At 61.8% G+C, this 26285-nt stretch carries 22 protein-coding genes and 1 pseudogene; 15 read left to right on the top strand and 8 right to left on the bottom strand.

Going from position 1 to position 26285, the window contains the following annotated elements; genetic code table 11:
* Nucleotides 1-54 precede the first annotated feature (54 nt).
* From bluB to J8C05_RS14515, 5 genes are read right to left on the bottom strand one after another with little or no spacing between them, the layout of a single operon-like run.
* Complete coding sequence (bluB, locus tag J8C05_RS14535) at nt 55-717, bottom strand: 5,6-dimethylbenzimidazole synthase (RefSeq protein WP_211423468.1); 663 nt, start codon at nt 715-717, stop codon at nt 55-57.
* On the bottom strand, nt 717-1538 hold the full coding sequence (locus J8C05_RS14530; RefSeq protein ID WP_211423467.1) for an SDR family oxidoreductase: 822 nt from the start codon (nt 1536-1538) through the stop codon (nt 717-719). Before J8C05_RS14530 ends, bluB begins: the two co-directional genes overlap by 1 nt.
* Nucleotides 1539-1566: 28 nt before the next feature.
* Nucleotides 1567-1911 (bottom strand): Hpt domain-containing protein, encoded by a 345-nt coding sequence (locus J8C05_RS14525; RefSeq protein WP_211423466.1) that lies wholly within the window; start codon nt 1909-1911, stop codon nt 1567-1569.
* On the bottom strand, nt 1908-2636 hold the full coding sequence (locus J8C05_RS14520; protein WP_014101464.1) for a peptidase: 729 nt from the start codon (nt 2634-2636) through the stop codon (nt 1908-1910). Before J8C05_RS14520 ends, J8C05_RS14525 begins: the two co-directional genes overlap by 4 nt.
* A 12-nt stretch (nt 2637-2648) precedes the next feature.
* Entirely contained in the window at nt 2649-3596 is a 948-nt protein-coding gene (locus J8C05_RS14515; protein ID WP_211423465.1) for an alpha-E domain-containing protein, read from the bottom strand.
* A gap of 245 nt (nt 3597-3841) precedes the next feature.
* Between J8C05_RS14515 and J8C05_RS14510 the strand changes: the two genes are divergently transcribed.
* From J8C05_RS14510 to J8C05_RS14470, 9 genes are all read left to right on the top strand, one after another.
* Entirely contained in the window at nt 3842-5332 is a 1491-nt protein-coding gene (locus J8C05_RS14510) for an Eco57I restriction-modification methylase domain-containing protein (RefSeq protein ID WP_211423464.1), read from the top strand.
* 23 nt (nt 5333-5355) lie between these two features.
* The gene (locus J8C05_RS14505; RefSeq protein WP_246840774.1) at nt 5356-5655 is read left to right on the top strand and encodes a BsuBI/PstI family type II restriction endonuclease; all 300 of its coding nucleotides are present in this window, start codon (nt 5356-5358) and stop codon (nt 5653-5655) included.
* A gap of 85 nt (nt 5656-5740) precedes the next feature.
* A complete protein-coding gene (locus J8C05_RS14500) occupies nt 5741-8506 on the top strand; it encodes a response regulator (RefSeq protein WP_211423463.1) in 2766 nt (921 codons plus the stop codon).
* A gap of 180 nt (nt 8507-8686) precedes the next feature.
* The gene (hpnC, locus tag J8C05_RS14495; protein ID WP_211423462.1) at nt 8687-9613 is read left to right on the top strand and encodes a squalene synthase HpnC; all 927 of its coding nucleotides are present in this window, start codon (nt 8687-8689) and stop codon (nt 9611-9613) included.
* A 13-nt stretch (nt 9614-9626) separates the two neighbouring features.
* Entirely contained in the window at nt 9627-10508 is an 882-nt protein-coding gene (gene hpnD / locus J8C05_RS14490; RefSeq protein ID WP_211423461.1) for a presqualene diphosphate synthase HpnD, read from the top strand.
* A gap of 4 nt (nt 10509-10512) precedes the next feature.
* The gene (locus tag J8C05_RS14485) at nt 10513-11280 is read left to right on the top strand and encodes a hypothetical protein (protein WP_211423460.1); all 768 of its coding nucleotides are present in this window, start codon (nt 10513-10515) and stop codon (nt 11278-11280) included.
* Nucleotides 11281-11284: 4 nt separating this feature from the next.
* Nucleotides 11285-12016 carry a hypothetical protein gene (locus J8C05_RS14480; protein WP_211423459.1) on the top strand — a complete coding sequence of 244 codons (732 nt, stop codon included), beginning with the start codon at nt 11285-11287 and terminating at the stop codon, nt 12014-12016.
* A 54-nt stretch (nt 12017-12070) separates the two neighbouring features.
* Nucleotides 12071-12811 (top strand): hypothetical protein, encoded by a 741-nt coding sequence (locus J8C05_RS14475; RefSeq protein ID WP_211423458.1) that lies wholly within the window; start codon nt 12071-12073, stop codon nt 12809-12811.
* Nucleotides 12812-12999: 188 nt separating this feature from the next.
* The gene (locus tag J8C05_RS14470) at nt 13000-14451 is read left to right on the top strand and encodes a circularly permuted type 2 ATP-grasp protein (RefSeq protein WP_211423457.1); all 1452 of its coding nucleotides are present in this window, start codon (nt 13000-13002) and stop codon (nt 14449-14451) included.
* A 50-nt stretch (nt 14452-14501) separates the two neighbouring features.
* On the opposite strand, the pseudogene J8C05_RS15585 reads toward J8C05_RS14470, so the two are convergent.
* Nucleotides 14502-15476 (bottom strand): annotated as a pseudogene (locus tag J8C05_RS15585) (CofH family radical SAM protein); the annotation flags it as partial.
* Nucleotides 15477-15685: 209 nt separating this feature from the next.
* Here J8C05_RS15585 and J8C05_RS14465 point away from each other — a divergent pair.
* Together J8C05_RS14465 and J8C05_RS14460 are read left to right on the top strand one after the other, a co-directional pair.
* The gene (locus J8C05_RS14465; protein ID WP_211423456.1) at nt 15686-16384 is read left to right on the top strand and encodes a WG repeat-containing protein; all 699 of its coding nucleotides are present in this window, start codon (nt 15686-15688) and stop codon (nt 16382-16384) included.
* A gap of 27 nt (nt 16385-16411) precedes the next feature.
* Entirely contained in the window at nt 16412-17293 is an 882-nt protein-coding gene (locus J8C05_RS14460) for a hypothetical protein (protein ID WP_211423455.1), read from the top strand.
* Between the two features lie 10 nt (nt 17294-17303).
* Here J8C05_RS14460 and J8C05_RS14455 read toward each other — a convergent pair whose 3' ends face one another.
* On the bottom strand, nt 17304-19142 hold the full coding sequence (locus tag J8C05_RS14455; protein WP_211423454.1) for a tetratricopeptide repeat protein: 1839 nt from the start codon (nt 19140-19142) through the stop codon (nt 17304-17306).
* A 328-nt stretch (nt 19143-19470) separates the two neighbouring features.
* On the opposite strand from J8C05_RS14455, the gene J8C05_RS14450 reads away from it, so the two are divergent.
* From J8C05_RS14450 to hpnE, 4 genes are all read left to right on the top strand, one after another.
* A complete protein-coding gene (locus J8C05_RS14450) occupies nt 19471-20715 on the top strand; it encodes an acetate/propionate family kinase (RefSeq protein ID WP_211423453.1) in 1245 nt (414 codons plus the stop codon).
* 320 nt (nt 20716-21035) lie between these two features.
* Nucleotides 21036-21410, top strand: coding sequence for a hypothetical protein (locus J8C05_RS14445; RefSeq protein WP_211423452.1), 375 nt, complete (start codon nt 21036-21038; stop codon nt 21408-21410).
* Between the two features lie 20 nt (nt 21411-21430).
* Nucleotides 21431-21796, top strand: a complete 366-nt coding sequence (locus J8C05_RS14440; RefSeq protein ID WP_211423451.1) for a LysM peptidoglycan-binding domain-containing protein — start codon at nt 21431-21433, stop codon at nt 21794-21796.
* A 75-nt stretch (nt 21797-21871) separates the two neighbouring features.
* A complete protein-coding gene (gene hpnE, locus J8C05_RS14435; protein WP_211423450.1) occupies nt 21872-23254 on the top strand; it encodes a hydroxysqualene dehydroxylase HpnE in 1383 nt (460 codons plus the stop codon).
* A gap of 89 nt (nt 23255-23343) precedes the next feature.
* On the opposite strand, the gene J8C05_RS14430 is transcribed toward hpnE, so the two are convergent.
* On the bottom strand, nt 23344-26247 hold the full coding sequence (locus J8C05_RS14430) for a serine/threonine-protein kinase (protein WP_211423449.1): 2904 nt from the start codon (nt 26245-26247) through the stop codon (nt 23344-23346).
* Nucleotides 26248-26285 lie beyond the last annotated feature (38 nt).

Raw genomic sequence — 26285 nt, 5'->3', positions numbered from 1 at the left:
TCAGTCGTGTTCTGTACAGAAAGTGTCAGAGGTTGTCGTGGGGGGAGTCAGGGTTCACGGTTGGCGAACGCCGTAGCGGTCGAAATACACCATTTCGGTCAGGTCACGCGCATGTTCCCAGCCTTTGGTTTCAAGTTCGGGTTGGGCGGGAAAGTCGCTGACGTACCCGACGCACAGGTAGGCCACCAGCGTCAGGTGCGCCGGAATGTCGAGCCGGGTTTTGACCGTTTCCGGCTCAAGGATGCTGACCCAGCCGACGCCGATGTTTTCGGCGCGCGCTGCCAGCCAGACGTTCTGCACGGCGCAGACCGTCGAGAAGACGGCCGTTTCGGGCATGGTCTGGCGTCCCAGACCGCGCCCGCGCTGGGTCGTCGTGTCGCAGGTGAAGCACAGGTTGAGCGGTGTCTCGATAATGGCCGCCAGCTTGAGGGCATCATAGGCGCGGCGGTCGGCGTCCGTATAAACTTCAGCCGCAGCCCGGTTGACGCTTTCAAAGTGCGCGTGAATCTGCCGCCGCACCTCCGTATCCCGGATGACGATGATCTCCGTCGGCTGCATGAAGCCCACGGATGGCGCCGCAGCGGCCGCGCCGAGCAGCCGCCACAGGATGGCATCGGGGATGGGTTGTGGCAGAAAGGTGGAGCGAATGTCCCGCCGGGTGTGGATGGCCCGATAGACGGCCGCCCGTTCGGCTTCTGAAAACATCCAGTCGTTCATCAGCCGCCTTCACGAAACTCCGGGTAGAGCGTCATGCCGCCATCAACATAGAGCGTCGCACCGGTGATGTAGTCCGAAGCATCCGACGCCAGCCAGACGACTGCGCGCCCGATGTCTTCCGGCTCGCCCACCCGTTCGTAAGGGATGAGTTTGAGCAGGGCCGCCTCGGCTTCCGGTGTCTCCCATGCGGCGCGGTTGATGGGCGTCCGAATGGCACCGGGTGAGACGGCATTGACGCGAATCTTCTTCCCGGCCACTTCCTGCGCCAGCGATTTCACGAGCAGCGACAGACCGCCTTTCGAGGCAGCGTAGTTGACATGCCCGGCCCAGGGGATGACATCGTGAACGCTGGATATGCAGATGATTTTGCCCAGCGCGGACGACACCTCCGGGCGCGCTTCCTGGGCGAGAAACTGCCGGACGGCCGCGCGGGTGCACAGAAACTGCCCTGTCAGGTTGACGGCGATGACGCGCTCCCAGGCTTCAAGTGTCATCTCCACGAAAGGCGCATCGCGTTGCAGGCCGGCGTTGCCAACGAGGATGTCAAGCCGTCCGAAGGCGTCCAGCACGGCGGAAAACATGGCCGTCACTTCGGCTTCGACGCTGACATCAGCGCGGACGATCATGGCCCGACCGCCAGCCGCCGTAATGGCGTCGGCGACTGCCTGTGCGCCGGCCGGGTTTCCGGCGTAGTTGACGGCCACGGCCGCGCCGGCCCGGGCCAGTTCACGCGCCACGGCGGCGCCAATACCGGAACTGGCGCCGGTCACAAGCGCCACTTGTCCCTGCAACACTTCACCGATGTCCACAATGGGGGGCATGCGATTCTCCTTGCGGGTGGGGCGGGGTTCAGTTTTCCATTTCGGCCTGAAGCGCCAGGCGAACCTGCTGAAGCTCGGTTTCGATGGCGGCCACCGCGCCGGCCACATCCGGGATGTGCCCTTCACGGGCGGACGTTTCCAGAGCTTCGCACATGGCCATGAGATTCTGCGCTCCAATGGTGCTGGCAGCGCCACGTAACTTATGGGCGGCCCGCTCCAGAGTGCGGATGTCGTTGGCGATCTGGGCGGCGTGGAGTTGCGCGAAGGTCACTTTGGCATTGTCGAGAAACGTGTTCACCATCTCGGCAAAAAAGCCATCGCCGTCATCGAGGGCTTTGAGCGCCGCGATGGTGTCCAGATCGAGCGAACTCATAAGCCAGACTCCAGGTTGAGGAAGCTCAGCCAGTTTCCAGGAGCGTCAGCGACGAGACGGCGGAGGTTGGTACGCCACCAGACGGCATAGCTTGCCATGTCCGGCTCAGTGAAGCGATGCTCAATGAAATCGGAAGCTCCGGCGCGCAGGACGGCAACATCCAGCGGATAGCTCACATCGCTGGCGCTCGTCAACGTACAGTCGAACGCCAGCAGCGCCGCCTTGAGGGCCGCTTCAAGAGAACAGCCGTAATCCAGCATCCGGTCGAGAATGGGCTTGCCGTAGAAGGCATTGCCGATGATGGCGTAGGGCGATGACTCGCCGATTTCGACCCAGTTGGCCTGGGGATAGACCAGAAACAGCCGGTGTTCGCCGTCGTCGGGCAGCCGTCCGCCAATAATCGAAAAGAGGTCAAAACGCAGGCCGTCGCGCTCCAGCATGGCATGGTCTTCACGCACGACCCGCCGTACCTGCTCGCCATAGGCATTGACGAGTTCATACAGCCGGCGGTGAATGACGGTTTCGCCCCGGAGCCACTCGTCAAAATACGTCACCACCTTGTCGCGTGCGGAACGCAGGCCCGAAGTCATGACGAAGACCGGCGCGGCAGCCGCGCGGTGGATGGTCAGCTTGCGCGAGGTACGGCACTCGGTCCCGGAAGTAATGCGGGTGTCGGCGACGGCAACCAGCCCTTCCACCGTCTTGATACCGAGGCAAAAGGTCATAGGCACAATCCTTCAGTTGGGAAAAAATGTCGCGGCAATGGCATCGCCGGCGGCATAGAGGTCACGCCGGAAGCGGTTCAGAAACGGACGGGCGTCGTGGGGCGACTCCGGCGGAAGAATATCCTCGACGCCGGCGTAGTCGAGCTGCGCCGCCAGCCGTCCCAGCCGTTGTTCGGGCAGGTTGGTGTAGGTGCCGGGCAATGTGCCGGAAATGGCATGGACGGATTCCACGCAGCGCAGCAGGCAGTAGTGCGCCGCCCGTGGAAACTCCCGGCTCAGCAACAGGAATTCAAAAACCCGGCGTGGTTCGATGCGGCCGAAGCGTTTGCGATACATCTCAAGGGCGCTGGCAGCGCGCAGCAGGCCCGACCAGTGCAGATCGTCTATGAGGGAGCTGCCGGCGAGGGTCGTGGCGTTGAAGCGCTCAACCCCCAGAATGCAGGCCGTTTTGTCGGCGCGTTCGAGCAGCCGTCCGATCCGGTTGAAGTGCCAGGCTTCGCCGTGGGACATCGTTGAATCCGTCACGCCAACAAACAGATGGCTGGACATTTTCACCTGGGTGAAAAAGGCATGCGGCATGGCACCGAACCGCCCCTGGGTGGCGGCGCTTTTGACATCGAGGTAGAAGCGGTTGGCCTGCTCCCACATTTCCGAGGAAATGGTGTCGCGTACACAGCGGGCATTTTCCCGGGCCCGTGCCAGCGTGGTCAGGATGGAGTTGGGGTTTTGTTCATCGAAGGTCAGGTAGCGCAGTACGGCCGCCGGGGTGGGCGTGCCGTAGCGGGCGGCGAAGTCAACGGGGTCGCCCACACTGGCGACGAGTTCGACCCAGGCGGCCGTGTCATCGGCCGGCAGGTCGAGCGTCAGCGTCATGGTGGCATCCACGAAGCGGGCAATGTTTTCCGCCCGTTCGATGTAGCGGCTCATCCAGAAGATCGAATCGGCAACCCGGCTCAGCATGGACGTGGCAAAATACGGCGGACAGGCTCAACACCACCGCCAGAAATCCACCTCAGAGATACAATAAACGGCATGGAATATCATCCGTGGCAGGGGGATGACCTGCCATAGTTCACTGGTCGGGCAGGATGGTTGTCAGAAGCCAAATCTACAGGCATGAAGCTGTGATGCAAAGGGCCAGCGCGACACTTTGGAAACCAGACGAACAGCAGGTGGACGAGCGTCTCCTGGAGACGGTGGAGAACATGCGGCGCCATCTTTCGGAGCACCTGGATCGGCAGCGCCGCGCCCTCTGGGGACAATTCTTCACACCGGCCGCCATCGCTCTGTTCATGGCAGAAAGCTTCGAGGCGCGCCAGCCGGCACTGCGGGTACTGGATGCCGGTGCCGGGGTCGGTTCCCTTTCGGCAGCCTTCGTGACCGCGATGGCTCGCCGGGAGCAACGCCCGGAGGCTATCTCCATCACAGCCTTTGAGATGGATTCCAAACTCATTCCTTATCTCCAAAGGACGCTTGATCTTTGTCAGGCAGCCAGCCACGCGGCGGGCATTCAGTTCGACGCCCGAATTGTTGAGGGAAATTTCCTCGAAGCCGGGCCGCGAACATTGACTGGCGATCTCTTCACGCCGGGTTTGGGTGAAGGCTTTGACTGCGCGATTCTCAATCCGCCCTACCGGAAGATTCGTTCGGACTCGCGCGACCGCCAGCTTCTGCGCGCAATGGGCGTGGAAACAAGCAATCTGTACACCGGTTTCCTGGCCGTCGCCACGACCCTGCTTGCGCCCGGGGGCGAAATCGTGGCCATTACGCCCAGAAGTTTCTGCAATGGCCCTTACTTTGAACCTTTCCGCCGTTTTTTCCTGAAGGCGATGCGCTTCCGCCGCATTCATGTGTTTGACCGGCGTGATCACGCCTTTGCCGACGATGCAGTTTTACAGGAAAACATCATTTTCCGGGCTGTGAAGGCCGCCGACGGAACGGATGACGTGGTGGTATCCGGCAGTCCCGACCTGAAGGAGGCCAACCGGCACATTCAAGCTGTAAAACACGCTGATCTCGTCCGGCCGGGTGATCCGCATCTCTTCATCCACGTTGTCCCGGACACGGACGGGCAGGGCGTCCGCCGCCGGATGCTGGAACTTGAATGCACCCTGGAAGAGCTGGGCCTGGCGGTATCCACCGGGAGGGTGGTGGACTTCAGAGCCAAGCACCTGCTCTGTCTCCAGCCGGAGCCGAATACTGTGCCGCTCATCTATCCCTGTCACCTGCAACGTGGTTTTGTCGAATGGCCTGGCTGCCGGGCGCGCAAGCCGAACGCCCTTGTGCTTGGCCCGGGAGCGCAGAAGCTGCTTGTCCCAAAAGGCTGCTATGTGCTCGTCAAACGATTTTCAGCAAAGGAAGAACGGCGTCGGGTTGTGGCTGGCGTCTATGATCCTCTCCGTCTTCCTCAAGCGGAACAGGTTGCCTTCGAGAACCATCTGAACTTCTACCACGTACGAGGCGCTGGTTTGCCAGTGAACCTGGCCAGGGGGCTTGCTGTATTTCTCAATTCGACCCTTGTGGATGCTTACTTTCGCCAGTTCAGCGGTCATACCCAGGTCAACGCCACTGACCTCCGCTCACTGCGCTATCCGGCAAGAGACAAATTGGTGCGGATTGGCCAGCACATCGGCACAACCTTTCCTGACCAGGCGGAGGTTGACCGCCTGGTGAGGGAGGTGGTGAACCGTGGCTGAGCAGGCTGACACCAGGGAGAGCGGTGCTTGATGAGCATGGCAAAATGCCAGACGTTATCGTTCATTTGCCGGAGAAGCATTGGCTTGTTCTCATCGAGGCCGTCACCAGTCATGGTCCCATCAACGTCAAGCGTCAGCACGAACTCAGGGAGCTGTTCAAAAGAGTCTCGGATGGACTGGTCTTCGTCACCGCCTTCCCTACCCGTCGGGCGATGGCCAGGTATCTCTCCGAAATCGCATGGGAGACCGAGGTTTGGGTCGCAGAAGCGCCAGGTCACATTATCCATTTCAACGGCGAACGCTTTCCTGGTCCGTATGAATGACAGGTCTGGCTGACAACCGGCTGGAGCGGACAGGATTCCACGGCTGAATTGACCGGTAACGGGGTCAGTTCGACCCGGAGCTTGTATGTTGCCAACACTTCAAAAAGCCCTTCGCTTTACAAGCCGTCGCCTGATGGCCGGGTTTGCCCTCGTAGTGCTCATCATCGGCGGGCTGGCCGTGGCCTGCTCCAACCTCGTGCGACAGTTGCGCGCAGCCGAAGCCCGGGTGGCGCGCAGTCTGAAAATCCTCCACCTGACTGCCGATGCGCGGGAAGCGGCCCTGCGCGTCCGGCTGCACGTACGGGGCTATGTCATCACCGGCAAAGAGACCTACGTCGAAGAAGCCTCTCAGCAGGTTTTCCAGATACAGCGCATCCTGCTGCAACTCCATGCCGAGGTCGGAGATCATCCCTCCCAACGGGAATACGTCCGGCAACTCGAACAGGTCATACTTGAAGGCAAGGACTACCTGGATTGGGTCATTGCCCTGCGGCGAACCAACCGTGAAGCAGCGTTCGAGGTGGTGCCCGGCCCCAAGGGAAACGCCCTGGCCGAGCGCATGGATCAGCCGCTGGAAGCCATCGTGCAAACCGAGCAAAAGCAGTTGGAAGCGGCGCTGGCGCTGGCGCGCAGCAGTGCCGAAGCCCTGGAGTGGCTCATCCTGGCGAGCGTGGGCGTCATTGCGGCGCTGCTCGTTGTGGCCTATTTCATCGTGGCGCGTGAACTCGACAAGCGCCGCACACTTCTTTCCCAACTCGAATACGCCCGCGACGCCGCCCTGACCCTGGCACGCCGGCAATCCGATTTCCTGGCCAACATGAGCCACGAAATCCGTACGCCGATGAACGGCATCATGGGCACGAGCGAACTGCTCCTGCGTACGCCCCTGGCTCCCAACCAGAAAGACCTGGCTGAAACCATCCGCTACAGCGCCGAATCGCTCCTCGTCATCATCAACGACATTCTCGATTTCTCGAAGATTGAAGCCGGCAAGCTCGATTTCCAAGTGAGCGACTTCGACCTGCGGGCCACTGTGGAGCAGGCCGTCGAGACCGTGGCCGCCACGGCCCGCAAGAAATCCCTTGAACTCGTCACGCTGGTGTACCGCGATGTGCCCGAGCAGCTTCGTGGCGACGCCGGCCGGCTCCGGCAGGTGTTGCTCAACCTCGTGGGCAATGCCGTGAAGTTCACCGACCGGGGCGAAGTCGTCGTGCGGGTGACAAAACAGGCCGAAACCGAAACCCACGTCACCCTGAAGTTTTCCGTAACCGACACCGGGATTGGCATCCCCAGGGAGCTTCAGGAAAACATCTTCGAGGCGTTCGCCCAGGTGGATGCCTCGCGGTCACGCCGTTTCGGCGGGACGGGCCTGGGACTGGCCATTTCCAAACGGCTCGTCCAGATGATGGGCGGCGAGATAGGCGTGGAAAGTGAAGTGGGCAAGGGTTCAACGTTCTGGTTTACCGCCACGCTCGAAAAGGCTGAGGCGGGACAGCCGCTCTCCACCTACGAAATGTGGTTTGGGTTGCGGGCGCTGGTTGTGGACGACAACACCACCAACCGCACGGTGCTGGCGCAACTGCTGACCGACTTTGGCATGTTTTGCGAAGTCGTGGCCAGCCCGGAGGAAGCCCTCGCCGCCCTGCGGGAAGCCGTGGCACAGGGCGATCCATTCCGGGTGGCGCTGCTGGATGCCCACCTGCCGGCCGTGGATGGTCTGTCGCTGATACAACGTATCCGCGGGGAAAAAACCTTTGACACGCTGGCCTGCATTTTGCTCACACTGCCGCCATTGCCCGATCCGGACGAAATCCAGCGGATGGGAGCCACGGCGTGCCTTGCCAAGCCGGTGCGGATGATGGCGCTCAAGGAGGCGCTTCGGACGGCGCTCGGCAAACCACGTCCCCGCTCCCCAAAGACCAACTCGCAGGAAACCCCACGCCCCACCATCACGACACCCACGAGCATACCCCGGCCCGATGTCGCCCAACCCAGGGGCGCCCCCCCCCAGGGCGGCCAGCCGAAAACCGTCCTGCTGGTTGAAGACAATGTCATCAACCAGCAGGTGGCGTGCCGCATGCTGGAAATTCTTGGCTACCAGGTTTGTGTGGCGGTCAATGGATTTGAAGCCCTCGAACGGCTCCAGACCCAGCCACCGGACGCCATCCTGATGGATTGTCATTTGCCCGAAATGGACGGCTACACCGCCACGCAGCGCATTCGGGAGCAGGAACGCACACTGGGACGCCACGTGCCCATCATTGCACTGACGGCCAATGCCTTGGCCGGCGAACGTGACCGCTGCCTGGCCGCCGGGATGGATGACTACCTGGCCAAACCCTTCAGGATGAAAGACCTCGAAGAGGTGATGCAGCGGGTGCTGGGCGCGGCTTCACAGCCGACACCAGCCGCACAGTTGGAACACCGCACCGGAGAAATCCCGACTGAAAACGCGGAAAGTGAGGCCGCCCTGCTGGATGCGGATGCGTTCTGGATTGGCACCGGCATCACCCCCGGAAGCCACGGCGCCCAGCAACTGGCACAGCAGATTATCGCTACGTTTCAGTCCGATGTCGCGGACCAGATGCAGGAACTACGTGCGGCCATGGAACGGCAGGACGCAAAAGAGGTTCGCGCCATTGCCCACCGCCTCTACGGCAGTGCCGCCCAGCTTGGGGCCCGGCGACTGGCGCGGGCCCTCAAACGCCTTGAAAAAGCGCCTGACGCCAGCACATGGGCTGCGCAGTTGCGGGTGGTGGAGGAAGTTTCAGCGGCCACCAGTCGCGCCTTTGATGAAGCCCTCCAACGGAAGGCTCTCGTCCAGACGCCGCATGGCTGGCCGCATGGCTAGCCGTGGCCGCCAATGCGGGCGCGCCCGACGCCCGAAAACGACCTGCGAAAACGCCCTTGACGTTGGCCGGTAGCGCAACAAATATCGTCTGGCGGTAAACCGGAGCACCGCCCATGGCGGTGTGGTGCATGGCTCCGGCAGTGCCCGCAGCTTTGTTCCAACGGCAGGTTGTTTCACATCGTGTCCTCTGCATCGCCCCAGTCTTCCTCTGGCGCCCCTTCGCTCGAAGCCGCTTATGCGTACTGCCGGCGCGTCGCTCTCGGTCACTATGAAAACTTCCCGGTCGGTTCGCTGGTCCTGCCCAGGGCCGTGCGTCCGCACGTCTATGCCATTTACGCTTTCGCCCGCGCCGCCGACGACTTTGCCGATGAAGGCACGACGCCGGCCGCCCAGCGGCTCGCCAACCTGGCCGACTGGCGCTGCCAGCTTGAAACCTGCACCGTGGGACGCCCCACGCACCCGGTGTTTCTGGCCCTGGGCCACACCATTCAGACCCACGACCTGCCACGGCAGCTTTTCCACGACCTGCTGGATGCCTTTGAACTCGATGTCCGCCGCGCGCGGCACGCGACGTTCGAGGACCTGCTGGACTACAGCCGGTGTTCGGCCAATCCGGTCGGGCGGCTCATGCTGCTGCTGTTCGGCCACCGCAACCCGGTGTGGCACGAGATGTCGGATGCCATCTGCACGGCGCTCCAGCTTACCAACTTCTGGCAGGATGTGGCCGTGGACCTGCGTCAGAACCGGGTGTATCTCCCGCTGGACGACATGACGCAGCACGGATACAGCGAAACCGATTTGCACGCATGCCGCCACACACCGGCCTTTGTGAACCTGATGTCCAGCCTGGCGGCGCGCACCGAGGCGCTGTTTGAGCGCGGCCGCCCCTTATGCGGACTCGTCCCTGGGCGCTTCGGGTTTGAACTGCGCCTTATCTGGCTGGGTGGTATGCATATTCTGCAGGCGCTGCGCCGCATTGAGTTCAACGTTTTTGAGCGGCGACCGACGCTTGACCTGCGCGCCAAAGCGGCCCTGGCTCTGGGTGCCTTGCGCCGGGCAACGTTTTCGGCCACCACCCCACCGACGACGCTTCAGATACCAACCTGATTGATGTTCACCAATGGACCATACACTCCAGCCTTCGGTCACGGCTGTTGCGGAAGGCATCACCCACCGTTCACGTACTAACTTCCTCTACTCGTTTCTCATCCTGCCCCGGGCGCAACGGCGTGCCATTGAAACTGTCTATGCGTTTTGCCGCATCGTGGACGACATCGTGGATGGCGACAGTGTGGACACCACCAACCCCCAAAGGGAACTCGACCGCTGGCGCGGCGAAATCCATGCCTGCTTCAACGGACAGACCCCCCGCCATCCGGTAGCCCGCGAACTCAAAGCCATCCTGCAGACCTTTCCCATCCCCGAAGAGCACTTTCTGGCGCTCATCCGTGGCATGGAAATGGACCTGGTGCGCCGCCGCTACGCGACATTTGCGGAACTGGATGAGTATTGCTATCACGTCGCCTCGGTCATCGGGCTGATGTGCATTGAAATCTTCGGCTACCGGCACGCCAGCGCCCGCGACTATGCCATTCATCTGGGCAAGGCGCTCCAGCTGATCAACATCGTCCGGGACGTACCCGAAGATGTGGCCCGGGGGCGGGTCTATCTGCCGCTCGATGAAATGGCCCGGTTTGGCGTGACCGAAGAAGCTTTGCGGGCCGGGGTTTACGACGAACCATTCATCCAGTTGGCGGCACAGCAGGCGGCGCGGGCGCGCCGTTTCCGCTTTCAGGCGGTGGTGGCGCTGCGGCCTGAAGACCGCCCATCCATGGTCGCGGCCGAAATCATGGCGACGATTTACTTCAAACTGCTCGACCAGATGGAGGCGATGCGGTTTAATGTTTTTCACCATCGCCCACGTCTGTCCAAGCTTCAGAAAGCGCTGATTGCGGCAACGCTTTTGCTCAAGTCGCGCCTGTTGCCCTTTGGAAAGGAGTAGCCCCGTGCCGCCCATCCTGCTTCAGGTTTCCGGTCGTTGTTTCCAGCCAGCGGCGACATGGCTGGTTGGTGCCGGGATGGTCTGCCTGTTGTACGCTACGGACCTTGCGCAGCAGGAAACCCGGCCGCGCCGGGTGCGTCCGCCGGTCTCTTCCAGCCAGCCAGTCCCAGTTTCCCAGCCGGACTTCACTTCACCTGCCGCCAGTCCGTCCGCACTCAGCCGTGACCAGCGCGAAAAGAGGCTCATCGCCGCCCGTGAATTCGTTGTTGCAACGGGATTGCCGACCATCTGTGTCCGAAAGCTCCTGGATGCCTTTGAGGAGTACTTCCGTAAAAAACCGCCCAAGCATCAGGTGCAAGCCGACATTTTTATGGGCTTCATCGAACAGTGTGCGGGAGATGAAGCGCTCTCCGAAGAAATCGCTGCTTACCTGGCGCGAAACTTTGAAGAACAGGAATTACTCCAGCTCAAAGCCATTGCGAAGACCAGTGCCGGGCGGAAGATATTTTATCGCTTTGATAACCTTCCCCAGGCAGAGCGACTTAGCGACCCGGATTACCTGCGTCTCTTTGATGAACAGGAACTCAAACAGTTTGAGACGTTCCTGCGGATACCCGCTTTTCAGAAGTTTTCCGTCCGGTCGGCTATGTTGCTTGGCATCAGCGCAGAAATCATCACGGGAAAGCTTGAGTCGAACCGCGATGAACTGTTCCGCCAGATGCTCGACGAGATGTACCGTTACCGAAAGGAACAACCTTTGTCCCGAGACTGAAGCCATGGTGTCCCTACATACCCCGGCAAAGCCTGTCCTCGGTCTGGTTTTCCTTGGTCTGTTCTGGCTGTCCCTGCCGGTTGCAGCCCAACAGGAAAGCCGCCAGCCGTCAAGACCACGTTCTGTGATCACCTCCGGTCAACCAACCGGCTCGCCAGCGCCGGCCTCCAGCCTTCCCGCTGATAGTCAGGCGACGCCAAACCAGACCCGAAGCGAAATCAACCTTGCGGTGGCACATGAACTGCTTGACCTGACCGGATTCCCTTCTCTTGTCAAGCAGACCATCATCAAGGGACTGCAAAAGGAAATGCGCAAGCGGCCTGACATGAGCGAAATAAGCTCCTTTGTGCGCGACTTTCTCCAGAAGCGCATTTCAGTACAAATCATCACCGAAGAAATGGCCAGGTATCTGGCTGACAAATTCGATGCACAGGAGTTGCGCCAGCTCAAAGCCATCATGGACACCGGCGCTGGCCGCAAGATGTTTACCAGTTTTGACACCCTGCCAGCACCGGTTCGACTCCGGGAAGCCAGTTACCTGGAAATTTTTGACGAGCAGGAAACCATACAGTTCAAAACTTTTTACCGGCTCCCTGTCTTTCAGAAGTTTTCTGACTACCTTCCGACGCTGTTTCAGATTGGGAAACAAAGCTTCGACGAGCAATACAAGCTTCAGGAAAAAGAGATGTTTATGGAAAAGGTCCGCCAGCTTCAGGAAGAATCGCCACAGCCGTAGGTATGTTCCTGTGACTTTCCCACCCCTTTACTCAGAAAAACAAGGAGCCGGTTTATGTCAGTTCCTCCGCTTCAGGTTTTCGGCTGTCGTTTCCTGCTCTCGGTAACGTGGTTGGTTGGCTTTGAGCTGGTTTGGCTGTGCGCCCCGGCTCTTGCACAGCAGGAAATCCGTCCGCGCCGGGTGCGCCCGCCGGTCGCCTCCGGTCAGCCGGACACACCTCCCCGTCCGACCTCCCCAACGGCATCTCCCCTACGGCTTACCCCGGAACAACGTGCCAGGAATCTTCCGCTGGCGCAGGAACTGCTCGCCCTGACGAAGTTGCCCACCATTTGCGAACGCAAAATGATGAGCGTTTTACTCAAAGAAATACGTACCACACCTGAAATGCGTGGTTATACCGATATCTTCCGCAACTTCTTCCAGCAGCATGTTTCAGCCTCGCTTATGTCCGAAGAGATGGCACGGTATCTGGTTGAAAATTTTACGGAACACGAAATGCTTCAGCTCAAGGCTATTGTGGACACCAGCGCCGGACAGAAGATGTTCAGTACTCTTGAAAATCTGCCTGACGTAGAGCGACTCAACGATGCCAACTACCTTCAGCTCTTTGATGAGGAGGAAACCAGACAGTACAAGGTTTTCTCCCGCCTTCCGGCTTTTCAGAAATTTTCCGACTGCGTTCCGACACTGATAGACCTCGGCGGCGAAGTGACCACAAAGCGTGTCAATGCCCATTTACCTGACCTGATGGACGATCTCAGGCGTCGTATGCAGGAGCAACCCCCGCTGAACTGAGTGGACAGACCACATTGGTGGCTCCATTCCCCGACTGGACGACAAACCGGCGGGTTCGCTATGGTTGTCCGGCAATCCTTGGCACAGCGATCGTCCAGCCCCAACGTCGGCGCAGAATCCGGCCCCGACCCAAGGGACGCCCTGTTCCACGCCTGGACGGCGCGCCCGGCACGGTCAGGTTCACGGTCATGTTCGAGGACTACGACGTTGGCGACTTCTACGACGAGATGTTTCTGATGCCGGGCGTGCCGCGCCCGGAAGCAGCCTTCCTCATGCAAACGCTGTCCCTGCTACGTGATGAGGAAATCCTCCGGCGGCAGGCCACAGCCGAGCAGTCCCTGCTGCACCTGGGCATTACCTTCAATGTCTATGGTAGCCAGGACGGCATCGAGAAAATCTTTCCTTTTGACCTCATTCCCCGTGTCATTGCCGCCCGTGAATGGGCCTGGATTGAAGCCGGTCTCCAGCAGCGGATTCGGGCGCTCAATGCCTTCATCGCCGATGTGTATGGTGAACAGCGGATTCTGCGCGATGGCATCGTCCCCTCTGACCTTGTTCTCACCAATCCGGCGTATCTCGAAGCCTGCCGTGGCTTGCGTCCACCGCACGACATCTGGTGCCACATCACGGGCACCGATCTCGTCCGCGACCGCGACGGGCAAATCTACGTCCTGGAAGACAATCTGCGCTGTCCGTCGGGCGTGTCGTATGTGCTCGGCAACCGCTCGGTGATGAAGTACACGCTGCCACAGCTCTTTGAAGCGGCCACGATTCGCCCGGTGGCGACCTATCCCAGCAAGCTGCTGGAAACGCTCAAGCGGCTGGCGCCAGAGCACCTCCTTGACCCAACCGTGGTCGTGCTGACGCCGGGCGTGGCGAACTCCGCCTACTTCGAGCATTCCTTCCTGGCGCAGCAAATGGGCGTCGAACTGGTGGAAGGGCGCGACCTCGTGGTGGACGGCGGTCTGGTCAAGATGCGGACGACCCGCGGCCTCAAGCCGGTGGATGTCATTTACCGCCGGATTGACGATACGTTTCTCGATCCCGAAACCTTCCGCCCGGATTCCCTGCTGGGCGTCCCGGGCCTGATGCAGGTCTATCGGTCCGGCCGGGTCGCACTGGCGAATGCCCCCGGTACGGGCGTCGCCGACGACAAAGCCATCTACGCCTACGTTCCTGACATCATCCGCTATTACCTGTCCGAAACGCCGATCCTGCCAAACGTGCCGACCTACCTGTGCCGCGACCCGGAAGCGCGGGCTTACGTTCTCGATCATCTGGAGCAGCTTGTGGTCAAAACGACCGGCGGCTCAGGCGGGTACGGCATGCTGGTCGGCCCAGCCTCGACGGCGCTGGAGCGCGATGCCTTCCGGGAACGCATTCTGGCGCGGCCGGAGGACTACATTGCCCAGCCAGCGCTGCGGCTGTCGCGCGTCCCCGCGATTGTGGGCGACCGCATCGAGGGGCGCCATGTGGACCTGCGCCCGTACATCCTCTACGGCGAAGACATCTTCGTGCTGCCCGGCGGACTGACGCGCGTGGCGCTGCGCCGTGGCTCGCTGGTGGTCAACTCCTCGCAGGGCGGCGGCAGCAAGGACACCTGGGTGCTGGCCGATGACCACGATTTGACCCGGCCATAGGTGGTCGTCCGCTGAACCGGCTCCAGCCCCAGCGCAGCAATGGTTGCAGCCAGGCGTTCGGCCGGAACGTATGCACCAAAACGCGATCCGGCACGGTTGGAAATTTCCTCTTCAAGCAACGTGCCCCCCAGGTCATCCGCGCCACAGAGCAGGCTGCGCCGGGCCAGCGCCAGCCCCCGTTTGACCCATCCGAGTTGCAGGTGCATGAGATCGCGTCCGAAGAACAGCCGGGCCACCGCCAGCACGAGCAGCACTTCCCCATCGTCAACTTCACGGCGGCCCACGGCGCGCCCCAGGGGTGACTTGGCGGCAATGAACGGCAGCGGGATGAACTCCGTCAAACCGCCGGTCTCGCGCTGCAACCGGCGCAGGGTATCCAGGTGCGCCACCCGGTCGTCCAGCGACTCAATGTGCCCAAACAGCATGGTGGATGTCGTGCGGGTGCCGGCCCGGTGCGCCGCCCGGACGATTTCCAGCCAGCGCGCCCCGCTGATTTTCTCCGGGCAGATTCTATGGCGCGTCGGTTCGACGAGGATTTCGGCGGCCGTCCCGCAGAGCGTGCCCTGCCCGGCGTCGCGCAGGGCATCAAAAATCCGGCTCAGCGACCAGCCGCTCCGCTGCTGGATGAAGTCAATCTCCTGCGGCGAATAGGCGTGCAGGTGCACGTCCGGGCAAGCCTGTTTGAGCGCACGCAGCAGGTCAAAGTAGTAGCTGACCGGAAGGGCCGGGTTGAGTCCACCCTGAATCGTCACTTCGGTAATGGCGTACTCCCGGCGATACCGCGCGACCTTCTCCACGGCGGCATCCATGCTGTGGGCATAGGCTTCGCGGGCATCAGCTTCGCGGCGGAAGGCGCAGAAGGTGCAGTGCAGGGCGCAGATGTTGGTGAAGTTGAGGTTCAGATTGACGACGTATGTCGCGCGCGGCCCCACAAGCGCCTGCTTGCACGCCTGCGCGGCCGCAAAAATGTCCTGCCGCGCCGCCGAATCCGTCGTCCCCAGAAGCAACCGGGCTTCCGCCGGCATCAGTGGCTCAAAGCGGAGTGCTTTTTCCAGAACAGCCGTCACCTTTGCCATAGCGGTCGTGGAGTCTGCCACGTTGCCCCAAGGGTCACAAGCGTGGCTGGATTTCGTATCTTTCCTGTTTCTGTGACTTCCCATCCAAAAACATCCGCTTTATAGTGGGCAGCCGGCGAATGACAACCAACATACGTCTCTGGTGAGGTCTTTGTCCCATGCATCACTTCCTGCATCGTGTACTGACATCGGTCATTCTCATCGGGCTGCCGGCAATGGCCGCCACGGCACAGGAAAAACCCCGTTCCCCCAAAGCTACCGCTGCAAGAGCGGCTTCGGAACAGAAAACGGCGCCAACGTCATCCACGGAAGACATGCTCTACTGGATTCGGGAAGACGGCAAATTTGGCTACATTGACAACACCGGCAAGGTCGTCATTCCCGTCCAGTACGAAAACACCTTTGGCTTCCGGGAAGGGCTGGCCGGAGTACGCATCAACGGCAAGCACGGCTACATTGACCGCACGGGCAGGCTCGTCGTTCCGGCTGTCTTTGATATGACCTATGCTTTCCGGGAAGGGATGGCGTGGGTCAAACAGGACGGCAAATACGGTTACATTGACAAAACCGGCAAGATGGTCATTCCACCGCAGTTTGACGATGCCGAAGACTTTTCCGAGGGACTGGCCGCGGTCAAAGTCGGCAATCTCTACGGCTACATTGACCGCACCGGCAAGATGGTCATTCCGCCCCAGTTTTCCCATACGCACCGCTTCATGGGCGGGGTGGCGCAGGTCGTGGTGGACAGGCGGACGGCCTACATTGACCGCACCGGGCGCGTGCTCTGGGTTCAGAAAGACAGTCCCAAAGAAAGCTCCAGGGAAGGCCACGAAGGCGGAAAGCCGCACAAACACTGACCCGGCCTCGCCCGCTGGTTCCGCTCCATGCTCCTGAACCGTTCTGACCACGTTCCACACCACGCCTGGTTCTGCGTGACGCTGGCGCTGCTGCTGGCGTCGTTCGGCGCGTGGCCAAGCCGAATCCAGGCCCGCACCCCGGAAGCCGCCGCGTCGGCCGACTGTTTTTCGCTGGACGGTCTGCCGCCGGAACAACGCGCCCGCGCCGAGGCTTTGTTTCTGGCCATGCTGGATTCCGAAGCCCTGTACACCATTGCCGCCGATCTCAAGCCGATGAGCAGCGGCTACATACGCTTTCAGTTCGAGGTTGCCAAGCCGGAACTGGCCGACATTGAAACGACCCGCGCCCTGCTGGCCCGTTTCCGGTGCGGCGACCGCTTTTATGCTGACGTGCTCACCTTTGCGGCCGTGTATGACGGGAAACGCCATGCCGAAGGCGTGGTGTTCAACCGGGCGGCGCTGGAGCGGGCCATCCGGTCACATCCGGCTTATTTTGCGCTCTTCGGGTTGACGCCCAACGCGCATCCGATGGCCGTCGTGCACACCGTTGAGCAGGCGGAGCCGGCCGCCCGCTGGCGGGGCTACGGCTATCTTTTTGGCTATCCCGACGCCGCCGTGGATTTCTTCGTCACGGCCGGAATCTCTCAGGCAGAAACCGGCAAGTTCGTCGAACGGGATTTCCGGCACATCCCGACCCAGACGCGGGCTACCGGCGGATTTACCTGGGCAGTTCCCAAGGGCAGCGCGGAAACCGATGAGGAAAAACACCTGCGCACAAGGGCGCTGGCGGTACTGGAAGACTACCGCGCGCGCCGCGCCCGACTCATCGGCGAAGGTAAACCCGGTGTCGTGGCCCTGCTGCGGGAGTTGACGGCCCAGCCGGCGCGGAAAGCCGCCGCCGCCCCGTAGCCGGCAGCAGTCAGCGGCCGCCGGCAGCGCGGATGGCATTGACGATTTCGATGTCGCCGTTGCGCACGGCCAGCGTGTAGGCCGTCATCCCGGCGCGACTGCGCACATTGACGTTGGGACGCCGGGCCAGAATCGCCCGTACGGCCGCCCGGTGGCCCCGGTCAGCGGCGTGCATCAGCGCCGTCATGCCTTCTTCATCCTGGGTATCAACCCCGATGCCACCCCGACTGAGCAGCGCCGTCACACACTCGATGTTGCCGGTGCGCGCGGCATACATGAGTGCCGTTCGTCCCTGACTATCCACCGCGCTGACATCGGCCTGCGCCTGCAACAATGCCTGGACAATCCGCCCGTAACCACTATCGGCCGCGATCATCAGCGCCGTCATGCCGTTGGCCGCCACCACGTTGGGCGACATCCCCTGCTGAAGCATCTGCCGCACGCGCACTTCGTTGCCATCCCGAATCGCCCGTAGAAAAGCCAATGCCTGGGTGTTCCCGATGCTTGATACCGCGCCGGACGGGGAGCCACCGGTGGTCATCCCACCGCTGGGCAGCGGGTCAGGGTCAGTTGGGGCAGGGTCCTGGCGTGGCGTGGAACGCCCCGGCGAAGCCGGACGCGCCGGCTGGTCATCCGGCAGTGGCTCGGTATCCTGGCCGGGAGGCATCCCGGTTACAACCCGCCGTGGACGCCCACGCCGCCCGGCAGAGTCGTCCGGCGGTTCGGCGCGGTCATCCGGCGGTTGGCGGCGTGGTGGAGCGGTCTGGGGCGGTGGTGTGGCCGCCTCAAGCTGTGCGGCCACATCTTCGGCAGCCTTGCCGTACACGGTCTTCTGCCCGACATCGAGCGTAAAGCACTGCCTGAAATCGGCATCAGCGGCTTCCGGTTGCCCCATCTCACGGTGCGTCATGGCGCGGTAGCAAAAGACCTTGCCCGTGTTGGGGTCAAGTTCCAGCGCGCGGTCAAAATCCGCTTTCGCCAGCGCATAGTCCTTGACCTGGTAGCGCGCAAAACCGCGTCCGACGTAGCCGCGCGCGTTGTTGGGATCGAGGCGCACGAGCTCGTCGAAGTCCTTTACCGCCCGGTCGAAGCGTTTGAGTTCAATGTGGGCCTGGCCGCGGTAGGCCAGCATGTCCTGATTGTTTGGTTCGGCGCGCAGGGCTACATCGAAATCAGCGATGGCACGTTCGTACTTCCCCTGCACATAGAGCGCCACACCCCGCGCCGTCCGCGCCCGGATGTTGTTCGGCTCCAGCAGCAATGCCTGCTCATAATCCGACAGGGCGCGCCGGCTGTCGCGTTTGGCCTCGTAAGCCCGGCCCCGATAGACAAACCAGAGCGCTTCACGAGGGCTGGCCTTGATGGCGGCATCAAAGTCACGGATGGCCTCGTCGTACTGCTCCAGCCCGAAATAGCACAGGCCGCGGTAGCCGATATTGGACTGGGACTTGGGATCGAGTTTGAACGCTTCGGTGTAGTCCCTGATGGCATCGGCGTACTGGCCAAGCTCGTAGAGCGTCAGGGCGCGCAGCTCATAGGCTTTGGCGTAGTTGGGGCGTAACTGGATGGCGCGGTCGAAATCCCGGCGCGCTTCTTCGCGCCGTCCGGTGGCGCGGTAGGCAAATCCGCGCCAGTTGTACGCTTCCGGGAAATCTGCCTTTCGTTCGATGGCCTGGGTGTACAACTGGATGGCTTCTTCATACTTCCCGGCGGACAGCGCCTGGGTGGCCTGGTTGTAGGCCGCAAGGGCATCGGGCGCGGCCGCCCCCTGAGCGCCGGGGAGAGCCGGGAAGGCAATGGCCGGAGCGCCAGGCCACAGGGTCATGCAAAGCAGGATCAGGGCACGCATGGGATGGTTTCCTCGTCTCTTGTCGCCGCTTTCGAGACTGTCGTTCGGTGACACACAGGCACGTGGACGTGCCTGCGCGGGCAGACGTTGCCTTCAATCCTACTTGAAAAACAGAATGGCAACGAGGGGTTGCCATGGGCATCCCCCAACGACACCGCGCAGGAAGCCACCCACCACGGGCCATGTACCAAAGCGACCGTTATGTTCCCACCCCCGGTTGGAGAGCGGCGACTTTGGAAGGCAACCGTCCAGTCTGCCAGGCGGCGCCGGTCATACTGCACGTTCCGACATCTTCTTCTGACAGACTCCTTCCGAAGGGCCTGGAACTATGAACATTCTCGTTCTCAACTGCGGCAGTTCGTCGGTCAAGTTTCAAATCATTGCCACCGACGTGGACGCCATCGAGCACAATGCCGACCGCCGGTTGGCTTCCGGCATCATCGAACGCATCGGCGGTGAGGCCGTGCTGACCTTCCGCGTGGACGGCAAGGTTTCACGCCAAACCGCCCCGGTCCGCGACCATCGTCAGGCCGTCGAACAAATCCTGCGCTGGGCCTGTTCCGGCGAATCAGGGATTACGGAAGTCCAGAGCGTTGCGGACATCCACGCCATCGGCCACCGGGTGGTTCACGGTGGCGAATGCTTTACCCACTCGACGCTCATCACGGACGAGGTCATCCGTGGCATCGAGGCCTGCATTGATCTGGCGCCGCTGCACAACCCGGCCAATCTGAAGGGCATTCGGGCCGGGGCGGAAGTGTTCGGTCCCGGCTTTCCCCAAGTGGCTGTCTTTGACACAGCCTTTCATCAAACCCTGAACGAAGTGGCCTATCTCTACGCCCTGCCCTACCAGCTTTATCGGCGGCACAGGCTGCGGCGGTATGGTTTCCACGGAACTTCCTTTCGCTACGTGGCCTTCCGTTACCGCCAACTGACGGGCAAATCGCGCGAGGAAACCAACATCGTCGCGCTCCATCTGGGCAATGGGTGTTCGGCCTGTGCCATCAGGGCCGGGGCGTCGGTGGACACGTCCATGGGCTACACCCCGCTCGAAGGGCTGATGATGGGCACCCGCGCCGGCGACATTGACCCCTCGATTGTGGATTTCCTTGAAATGAAAGAAGGTTTCACGGCGCGGGAAATCGAGGCGTTGCTCAACAAACAGTCGGGGTTGCTGGGTGTTTCCGGGTTGACCAACGACATGCGCGACCTGCTCGATGAAATCCACGAGCATGACGACCGCCGCGCCAAACTGGCGGTGGCGATGTTCTGCTACCGGGCCAGGAAGTACATCGGAGCCTACTTGGCCGCGATGGGCGGCGCAGATGCCGTCGTTTTCACCGGTGGCATCGGGGAAAATGCGGCTGAAGTCCGCACACGCATCTGTGAGGGGCTGGAGTGGTTTGGTCTCGAACTCGACCCGGCGCAAAACCAGGCGCTCGTGAACCGCAAGGAAGGCGTCATCAGCCGCGCAGGGAGCCGTCTGGCGGCCTATGTCATCCCGACCGATGAAGAGTTGCTCATTGCCCGCGACACGGCGCGCTGTGTGGCGGGCGTCCCGAATCCCTACTGAACCACAGTCATGACACGCCATCCGCTCCGCCAGACTGACTTCCTCATGCAGAGCTGTGGAGAATCACCTCTCCGAAGCTCCGCGTGAGGAGGGTAAGGGTTGGGAATGCGAATGGGGCGGCCTTTGATGAGTTTTTGGTTCCGACTTGAGTAGCTTCCACACAGCAAGCCCAAGGAGGGAGGGTTGAGCAACCCTCCCTCCTCATACTATTCCCTATTCCCTATCCCCTACCTTCTCTCCCCGGCGCTAGGCAAAACCCGGAGCCCGTGCTAGCGTGCGCCTGCTCTACTTCATCACTGCCCCAGGAGCCAGCAGGACCCATGCTTACTCGTCGCCATTCAGGACTGGCAACCGCCACACTCGGGCTGGTTGTTGCCGCCGGGTTGGGGTTATCGAGCGGTTGTACTTCCGAAGAGAAGAAACCGGAAGCGCCGCCGCCGACCCAACAACAGGCCCCAGCGCCACCACCACCTGCCCCAGAACCGCCAAAACCATCTCCCGAAGACATCCAGCTCCAAAGCGCCATTGAGGCTGCCCTGCAAAAGGCAAAAATTACGGGCGTGACCGTCACCGTCATGAATGGTGAGGCGACGGTCAAGGGCACCGTACCAAAGGGCAAAAAGGCACAGGCATTGGCCGCTGTCGGTTCGGCCAAACCGAAAAAGGTCATTTCCGACGGGCTGACTGAACAGTAAGGGATCAAGGAGGGCACATCATGTCTGCAACGGAAAAATACCGCGCGCTGATTGATATGGCACACCGGCACGGCGTCGCCAGCTTTTCGGCTTCGGAGGAGGATGGCGTCCTGACGCTTTCCGGCTCGACCACCGAAGCCGTCCAGCAGGAAATGCTCAAAGCCTGGCAGATCATTGACCCCTCCCTGAGTGCAGGCGATCTGGTGTTTGCCATCACGGCCGACGGTCAGGGCAGCGGACAGACCTACACGGTCAAGCCCGGCGACACGCTGAGCAGGATCGCCGCGCAGTACGGGACGACCTGGCAAAACATCTACGAGCACAACCGCGATACCATCAAAAATCCCGATCTGATCTATCCCGGACAGGTCATTCGGATTCCCTGAGCAGAGACGTTTACCGCTTGAACGTGGGCAGGGCGCGCTCCACAATGTGGCGCGCCTTTTTCCTGTGGCATGGGAATGCAACCGCTTCACTGCATTGTCATCGGTGGTGGTTTTGCCGGATTGAGCGCCGCGACGGCGCTGGCGGAACGGGGCGTGCGCGTCACGGTACTGGAGCGCCGCCCACGACTGGGCGGCCGCGCCTATTCGTTCCGGGATGAAGTGACCGGCGACACCGTGGATAACGGGCAGCACCTGATGATGAGCTGCTACCACGAAACGCTGCGCTTTCTGGAACGCATTGGCAGCCACCACCTGGTACGCACCTTCGACGCCCCACAGGTGGACTTCCTCGCGCCGGAAGGCTCGGCTTCATTTCGGTGTCCGCCGCTTCCGGCACCACTGCACCTGCTGGGCGGGTTGCTCGGCCTGGGCGGGCTGTCGCTGCGTGACAAGCTCGGACTTCTGCGGCTGGTGTGGAACCTGCACCGCCACAAACATCACTACCGGACGCGACTGGCCGACCTCACGGCGGCCGAATGGCTGGCCCGCTGTGGGCAGTCGGCGCGCATGCGGACGCGCTTCTGGGACCCGCTCATCATCGCCACGCTCAACGAAGCACCAGAACGGGCAGCCGCCGTCCTGCTGATGCGGGTGCTCTACCAGGGTTTCGGCGGGAGCTTTGAGGATGCCAAGCTGGCCGTCTCGACAGTGGGCTTGAGTGAACTCTACACCGGGCAGGCGCAGCACTTTATCGAGGCGCGGGGCGGCAGCGTGCGCTGTCAGGCCGCCGTCAAAGCCCTTGCCGTTGAACAGGGGCGCTTCCGGGGCGTCATTCTGGCCAACGGCGAAATGTTACCCGGCGATGCATGCATCAGTACGGCCCCCTACCACGATGTCGCCCGGTACGCCGGGACCCTCATTCCGGCCGCTGCGCAGTTGACCAGTTCGCCGATTGTCTCCGTCAACCTGTGGTTTGACCGTCCGGTACTGGATGCGCCTTTCGTCGGCTTGCTGGGCACGACCATGCAGTGGGCCTTCGACAAACGGGCGCTGACGACGCCGGTTTCGCCCCATTATCACCTTTCCCTCGTCATCAGCGCCGCCCGCGAAACCGCCCAATTGCCGTCTAAAATGTTGATTGAGTTGGCTTTATTTGATCTCGACCGAGTTATGTCAAAGGTCAATAAGGCACGTCTTGTGCACGCGCGGGTCATCAAGGAACAGCACGCCACCTTTGCGGCGACCCCGGCGGCCGAAAGGCTCCGCCCGGCGCACGAAACCGGTATCGCCGGGCTGTACCTGGCCGGTGACTGGACGGATACCGGGCTGCCGGCCACCATCGAGAGTGCCGTCGCCAGCGGCCATGCCTGTGCCGAGCGGGTTTGGGCGGCGTGTGCTGTCACGTCTCCCGAAGGGTTCAGTCTGCCGGCGCACCGGGCAGCAGTTTCTGCCGGCTGAACCGGCGGGTGATACCAGACAAAGCACACAGGGTGGTGTTCCGGGCAGTTTCCGGTTTTCGACGCGGTCTTCAACGGGACATTGCCGTACTAGGGCGTGTCCTGTAGCAGCGCCCGTGTGATTTCTGCGTACGTCTGGCGGTAACGGTTGGCTCCGGCTTCATCTCCAACCTGTTCCAGGGCCTTGATGAACAAGGGCTGGATGCTTTCTTTCCCTGGTGCGTCAGATGCTGCCAGAGTGCGCAGCAGCGTCAGCGCCCGGTGGGGATTGGTCAGCCCCAGCGACGTATCGAGATACAGATCAGCCGCCGTTCCAAGGACCGCGGGCGGCGGTGCTCCGGTCTCAGACTGCGCCAGCCATTGCGCCAACCGGGCTTTGGCCGCCAGGGACGCGCCGGGATTGCCCAGGCGTCGGTAGGCTTCCGCAAGCACGCGCCAGTAGCGCACCCGCTGGATGTCATCCGGCAGGTCCGGGATAAGGGCTTCAAGGCGTTGAACCGCCTGCCGGCCAACCGCCAATGGCTGGCACTGCACGGCCAATCTTGCCAGGTTCAAGGGCACTTCCCTATGAAGCCCTTGGGCTTCCTGTGCCAGAGAACCGATTTCCTGCAACTTTTGCCGATAGGTCTCGATACGCTGCCACTGCGCAAAGGCTCCCGCCGGATTGCCCGCGTCTTCTTCCATAGTTGCAAAGCGGCTCAGCAGAGAAACGATGTCCAGCAGCAGTTCGTGGTTCGTGGGGTCTTCCGATGCCAAAGCCTCAAACTGCCGGAAGACCGTCTCAAACTGCCTTCGTGAGACAGCAAATTGCCTGAGCCGGCCGTTGATCTCGGCTTCATCCACCAGGCTGTCCAGAACCGAGCGCCGGAGTTCAACCGACGTTGGTTGTGAGTCCAGCAGATGTTGGCGCAGGGCCAGTGCGCGTTGATGCAGGACCCATGCCCGCTGGTACAGGCGCTGCGCTTCATCCGACAGTCCGGATGGCCGGAGATGACGCCCCAAGCTAAGCAGACCATACACTTTGCGCTGAAGAACACCGGCCAGCTTCTGCTTGCAGGACAGCGTAGCCGATGGGCCGGTGGCCACGGGTTCAAGCAGGTGGTAAGCCTTGGCAAAGTGCTTCAGGGCTTCAGTGGCGTTGCCTTGCATGTGGTGCCAGTCACCATTGGCGATGGCCAGCGTCGCCGCGAGGTAGCGGACTTCGGGATGCTCCGGGTGAAGTCCGGTCAAACGCTCGCGGAGCGTTGCTGCCCGGTCGAGATGGAAACGGGCGGCAGTGAAGTCCCGGTTGCGATACAGCACCAGCTCACCGAGCCGCTCATAGCTGATGCTCAGGTCACGCAGGCACTCAAAGTCATTTCCCTGCAACTGGCAGGCTTTCTCCAGCCACTGGCGTCCGGTTTCGTAACTTTTCAGCGCACCGGGCACGTCGCCGAGGTTGGCGGTGTAGGGGCGTCCCTGAACCTCACCCACGCGGATGTAGGCGCGTCCCAGTTCGCGCTGGAACTTCGGATCGGAACTGGCCTGTTGTCCCAGCCGGTCAAGGTAGATCAGCGTCTGCTGCACCAGCACCCCACGGGCGGAAGTCGAACCGGGCAGGCGCTCGATGGCGTCGTGCAGCTCAAAGATGTTCGAGCGCGCCAGCGACCACGTTTCCTGAAACTGCCGTTTGGCCCGCTCCTCGGCCAGCGCGGCCAGATGGGCCTGCCGGAGTGAAATGACGGTGGTGACGGCCAGCGCGGTGATGAACACCAGCGTGAGGCCGGCTGTGACCCGGTGGCGATGCAGGAATTTCCGCAGCCGGTAACGCGCTGACGCACCGCGTGCCAGCACGGGCCATCCCTGCAGATAGTGCTCAATGTCCGTGGCCAACTGTTCCACTGAGGCATACCGCGCCGGTGGGTCCTTGTGCATGGCCCGCATGACGATGGCATCCAGGTCGCCGGACAGTTCCCGGCTGGACGCCGGCCGGACATCGACTGATGGACCGGACGGTTTCAGCATCTTCTCCGGCTGCCGCACCGCCACGCTGGGCGGCGGCGGCTCGACATGTTGAATGAGGTACTCCAACGATGGCTTTCCTTCCCGGACATCCTCAACCTGAAAGGGCAGGCAGCCGGTGAGCAGCTCATACAGCAGGACGCCCAGCGCATAGACATCCGTCGCCGTGGTCACGGCTTCCCCGCGCACCTGTTCGGGGCTTGCGTAGGGTACGGTCATCGCCCGCTGGCGGGTGACGGTGTGGGCTTCGGCTGTGGAGGTCTGCTCGTCCAGCAGCTTGGCAATGCCAAAATCAATGAGCTTCGGTATGCCGTCCTCCGTCACGAGGATGTTGCCCGGCTTGAGATCGCGGTGGATGACCAGATTCTGATGGGCGTAATGCACGGCATGGCACACCGACTGGAACATTTCCAACCGTTGCCGCGTCGTGAGCTGTCGCTGCTGGCAGTAGGCGGTAATGGGCACGCCCGGTACGTACTCCATGACGAAAAAGGGCAGCCCGTTCCGGGTTGTTCCGCCGTCCAGCAGGCGCGCAATGTTCGGATGTTCGAGGCGGGCGAGAATGGCCCGTTCGGTTCGCAGACGGCGCTGCAAAAAGTCGCGGTTGAAGGCGTACTGGTGTCCGATTTTGATGGCGACCCGTTGTTCAAAATCCAGGTCATCCCGCACGGCGAGATAGACGGTTCCCATGCCCCCGGTGCCGAGTTCGTGGAGAATGCGGTAGGGACCAACCTTATCTTCGAGCACCGACGTGGTTTGCCTGGCGGCCAGGGCGCGGAGAGCATGGTCAACCAGCGGTGAAGAGCCAAAGTTCCACGAAGCCTCATCCGCCTCGTAGGCCGTAAGCAACTCCAACACTTCCCGGCACAGGCTCGGATGCCCGCCACAGGCCGTTTGCACAAACTCACGGCGGGCCGCCGGAGGCAGTTCGATTGCTTGGCGCAGGATTTCGTTGACCTGCGCCCAGCGATCAGCAGACAAGTCGGTGGCCATGGGGGGATGACCTCCTGCTTCTGTTTTTGGGAAAACTG

The sequence above is a fragment of the Chloracidobacterium sp. N genome, assembly GCF_018304765.1.
GTDB classification, from domain to species: domain Bacteria; phylum Acidobacteriota; class Blastocatellia; order Chloracidobacteriales; family Chloracidobacteriaceae; genus Chloracidobacterium; species Chloracidobacterium aggregatum.
This window is presented reverse-complemented; position numbering and strand designations above follow the sequence as displayed.

What these genes read in the sequence shown, in the direction of transcription:
- J8C05_RS14515 (WP_211423465.1), bottom strand. Translation starts at nt 3,596, where the DNA reads ATGCTGAGCCGGGTTGCCGATTCGATCTTCTGGATGAGCCGCTACATC.
- J8C05_RS14500 (WP_211423463.1), top strand. Translation starts at nt 5,741, where the DNA reads ATGTTGCCAACACTTCAAAAAGCCCTTCGCTTTACAAGCCGTCGCCTG.
- J8C05_RS14520 (WP_014101464.1), bottom strand. Translation starts at nt 2,636, where the DNA reads ATGACCTTTTGCCTCGGTATCAAGACGGTGGAAGGGCTGGTTGCCGTC.
- J8C05_RS14460 (WP_211423455.1), top strand. Translation starts at nt 16,412, where the DNA reads ATGCTCCTGAACCGTTCTGACCACGTTCCACACCACGCCTGGTTCTGC.
- hpnD (WP_211423461.1), top strand. Translation starts at nt 9,627, where the DNA reads ATGGACCATACACTCCAGCCTTCGGTCACGGCTGTTGCGGAAGGCATC.
- J8C05_RS14440 (WP_211423451.1), top strand. Translation starts at nt 21,431, where the DNA reads ATGTCTGCAACGGAAAAATACCGCGCGCTGATTGATATGGCACACCGG.
- J8C05_RS14525 (WP_211423466.1), bottom strand. Translation starts at nt 1,911, where the DNA reads ATGAGTTCGCTCGATCTGGACACCATCGCGGCGCTCAAAGCCCTCGAT.
- J8C05_RS14455 (WP_211423454.1), bottom strand. Translation starts at nt 19,142, where the DNA reads ATGCGTGCCCTGATCCTGCTTTGCATGACCCTGTGGCCTGGCGCTCCG.
- J8C05_RS14470 (WP_211423457.1), top strand. Translation starts at nt 13,000, where the DNA reads ATGTTCGAGGACTACGACGTTGGCGACTTCTACGACGAGATGTTTCTG.
- hpnE (WP_211423450.1), top strand. Translation starts at nt 21,872, where the DNA reads ATGCAACCGCTTCACTGCATTGTCATCGGTGGTGGTTTTGCCGGATTG.
- J8C05_RS14480 (WP_211423459.1), top strand. Translation starts at nt 11,285, where the DNA reads ATGGTGTCCCTACATACCCCGGCAAAGCCTGTCCTCGGTCTGGTTTTC.
- J8C05_RS14430 (WP_211423449.1), bottom strand. Translation starts at nt 26,247, where the DNA reads ATGGCCACCGACTTGTCTGCTGATCGCTGGGCGCAGGTCAACGAAATC.
- bluB (WP_211423468.1), bottom strand. Translation starts at nt 717, where the DNA reads ATGAACGACTGGATGTTTTCAGAAGCCGAACGGGCGGCCGTCTATCGG.
- J8C05_RS14510 (WP_211423464.1), top strand. Translation starts at nt 3,842, where the DNA reads ATGCGGCGCCATCTTTCGGAGCACCTGGATCGGCAGCGCCGCGCCCTC.
- J8C05_RS14475 (WP_211423458.1), top strand. Translation starts at nt 12,071, where the DNA reads ATGTCAGTTCCTCCGCTTCAGGTTTTCGGCTGTCGTTTCCTGCTCTCG.
- J8C05_RS14450 (WP_211423453.1), top strand. Translation starts at nt 19,471, where the DNA reads ATGAACATTCTCGTTCTCAACTGCGGCAGTTCGTCGGTCAAGTTTCAA.
- J8C05_RS14445 (WP_211423452.1), top strand. Translation starts at nt 21,036, where the DNA reads ATGCTTACTCGTCGCCATTCAGGACTGGCAACCGCCACACTCGGGCTG.
- J8C05_RS14530 (WP_211423467.1), bottom strand. Translation starts at nt 1,538, where the DNA reads ATGCCCCCCATTGTGGACATCGGTGAAGTGTTGCAGGGACAAGTGGCG.
- J8C05_RS14465 (WP_211423456.1), top strand. Translation starts at nt 15,686, where the DNA reads ATGCATCACTTCCTGCATCGTGTACTGACATCGGTCATTCTCATCGGG.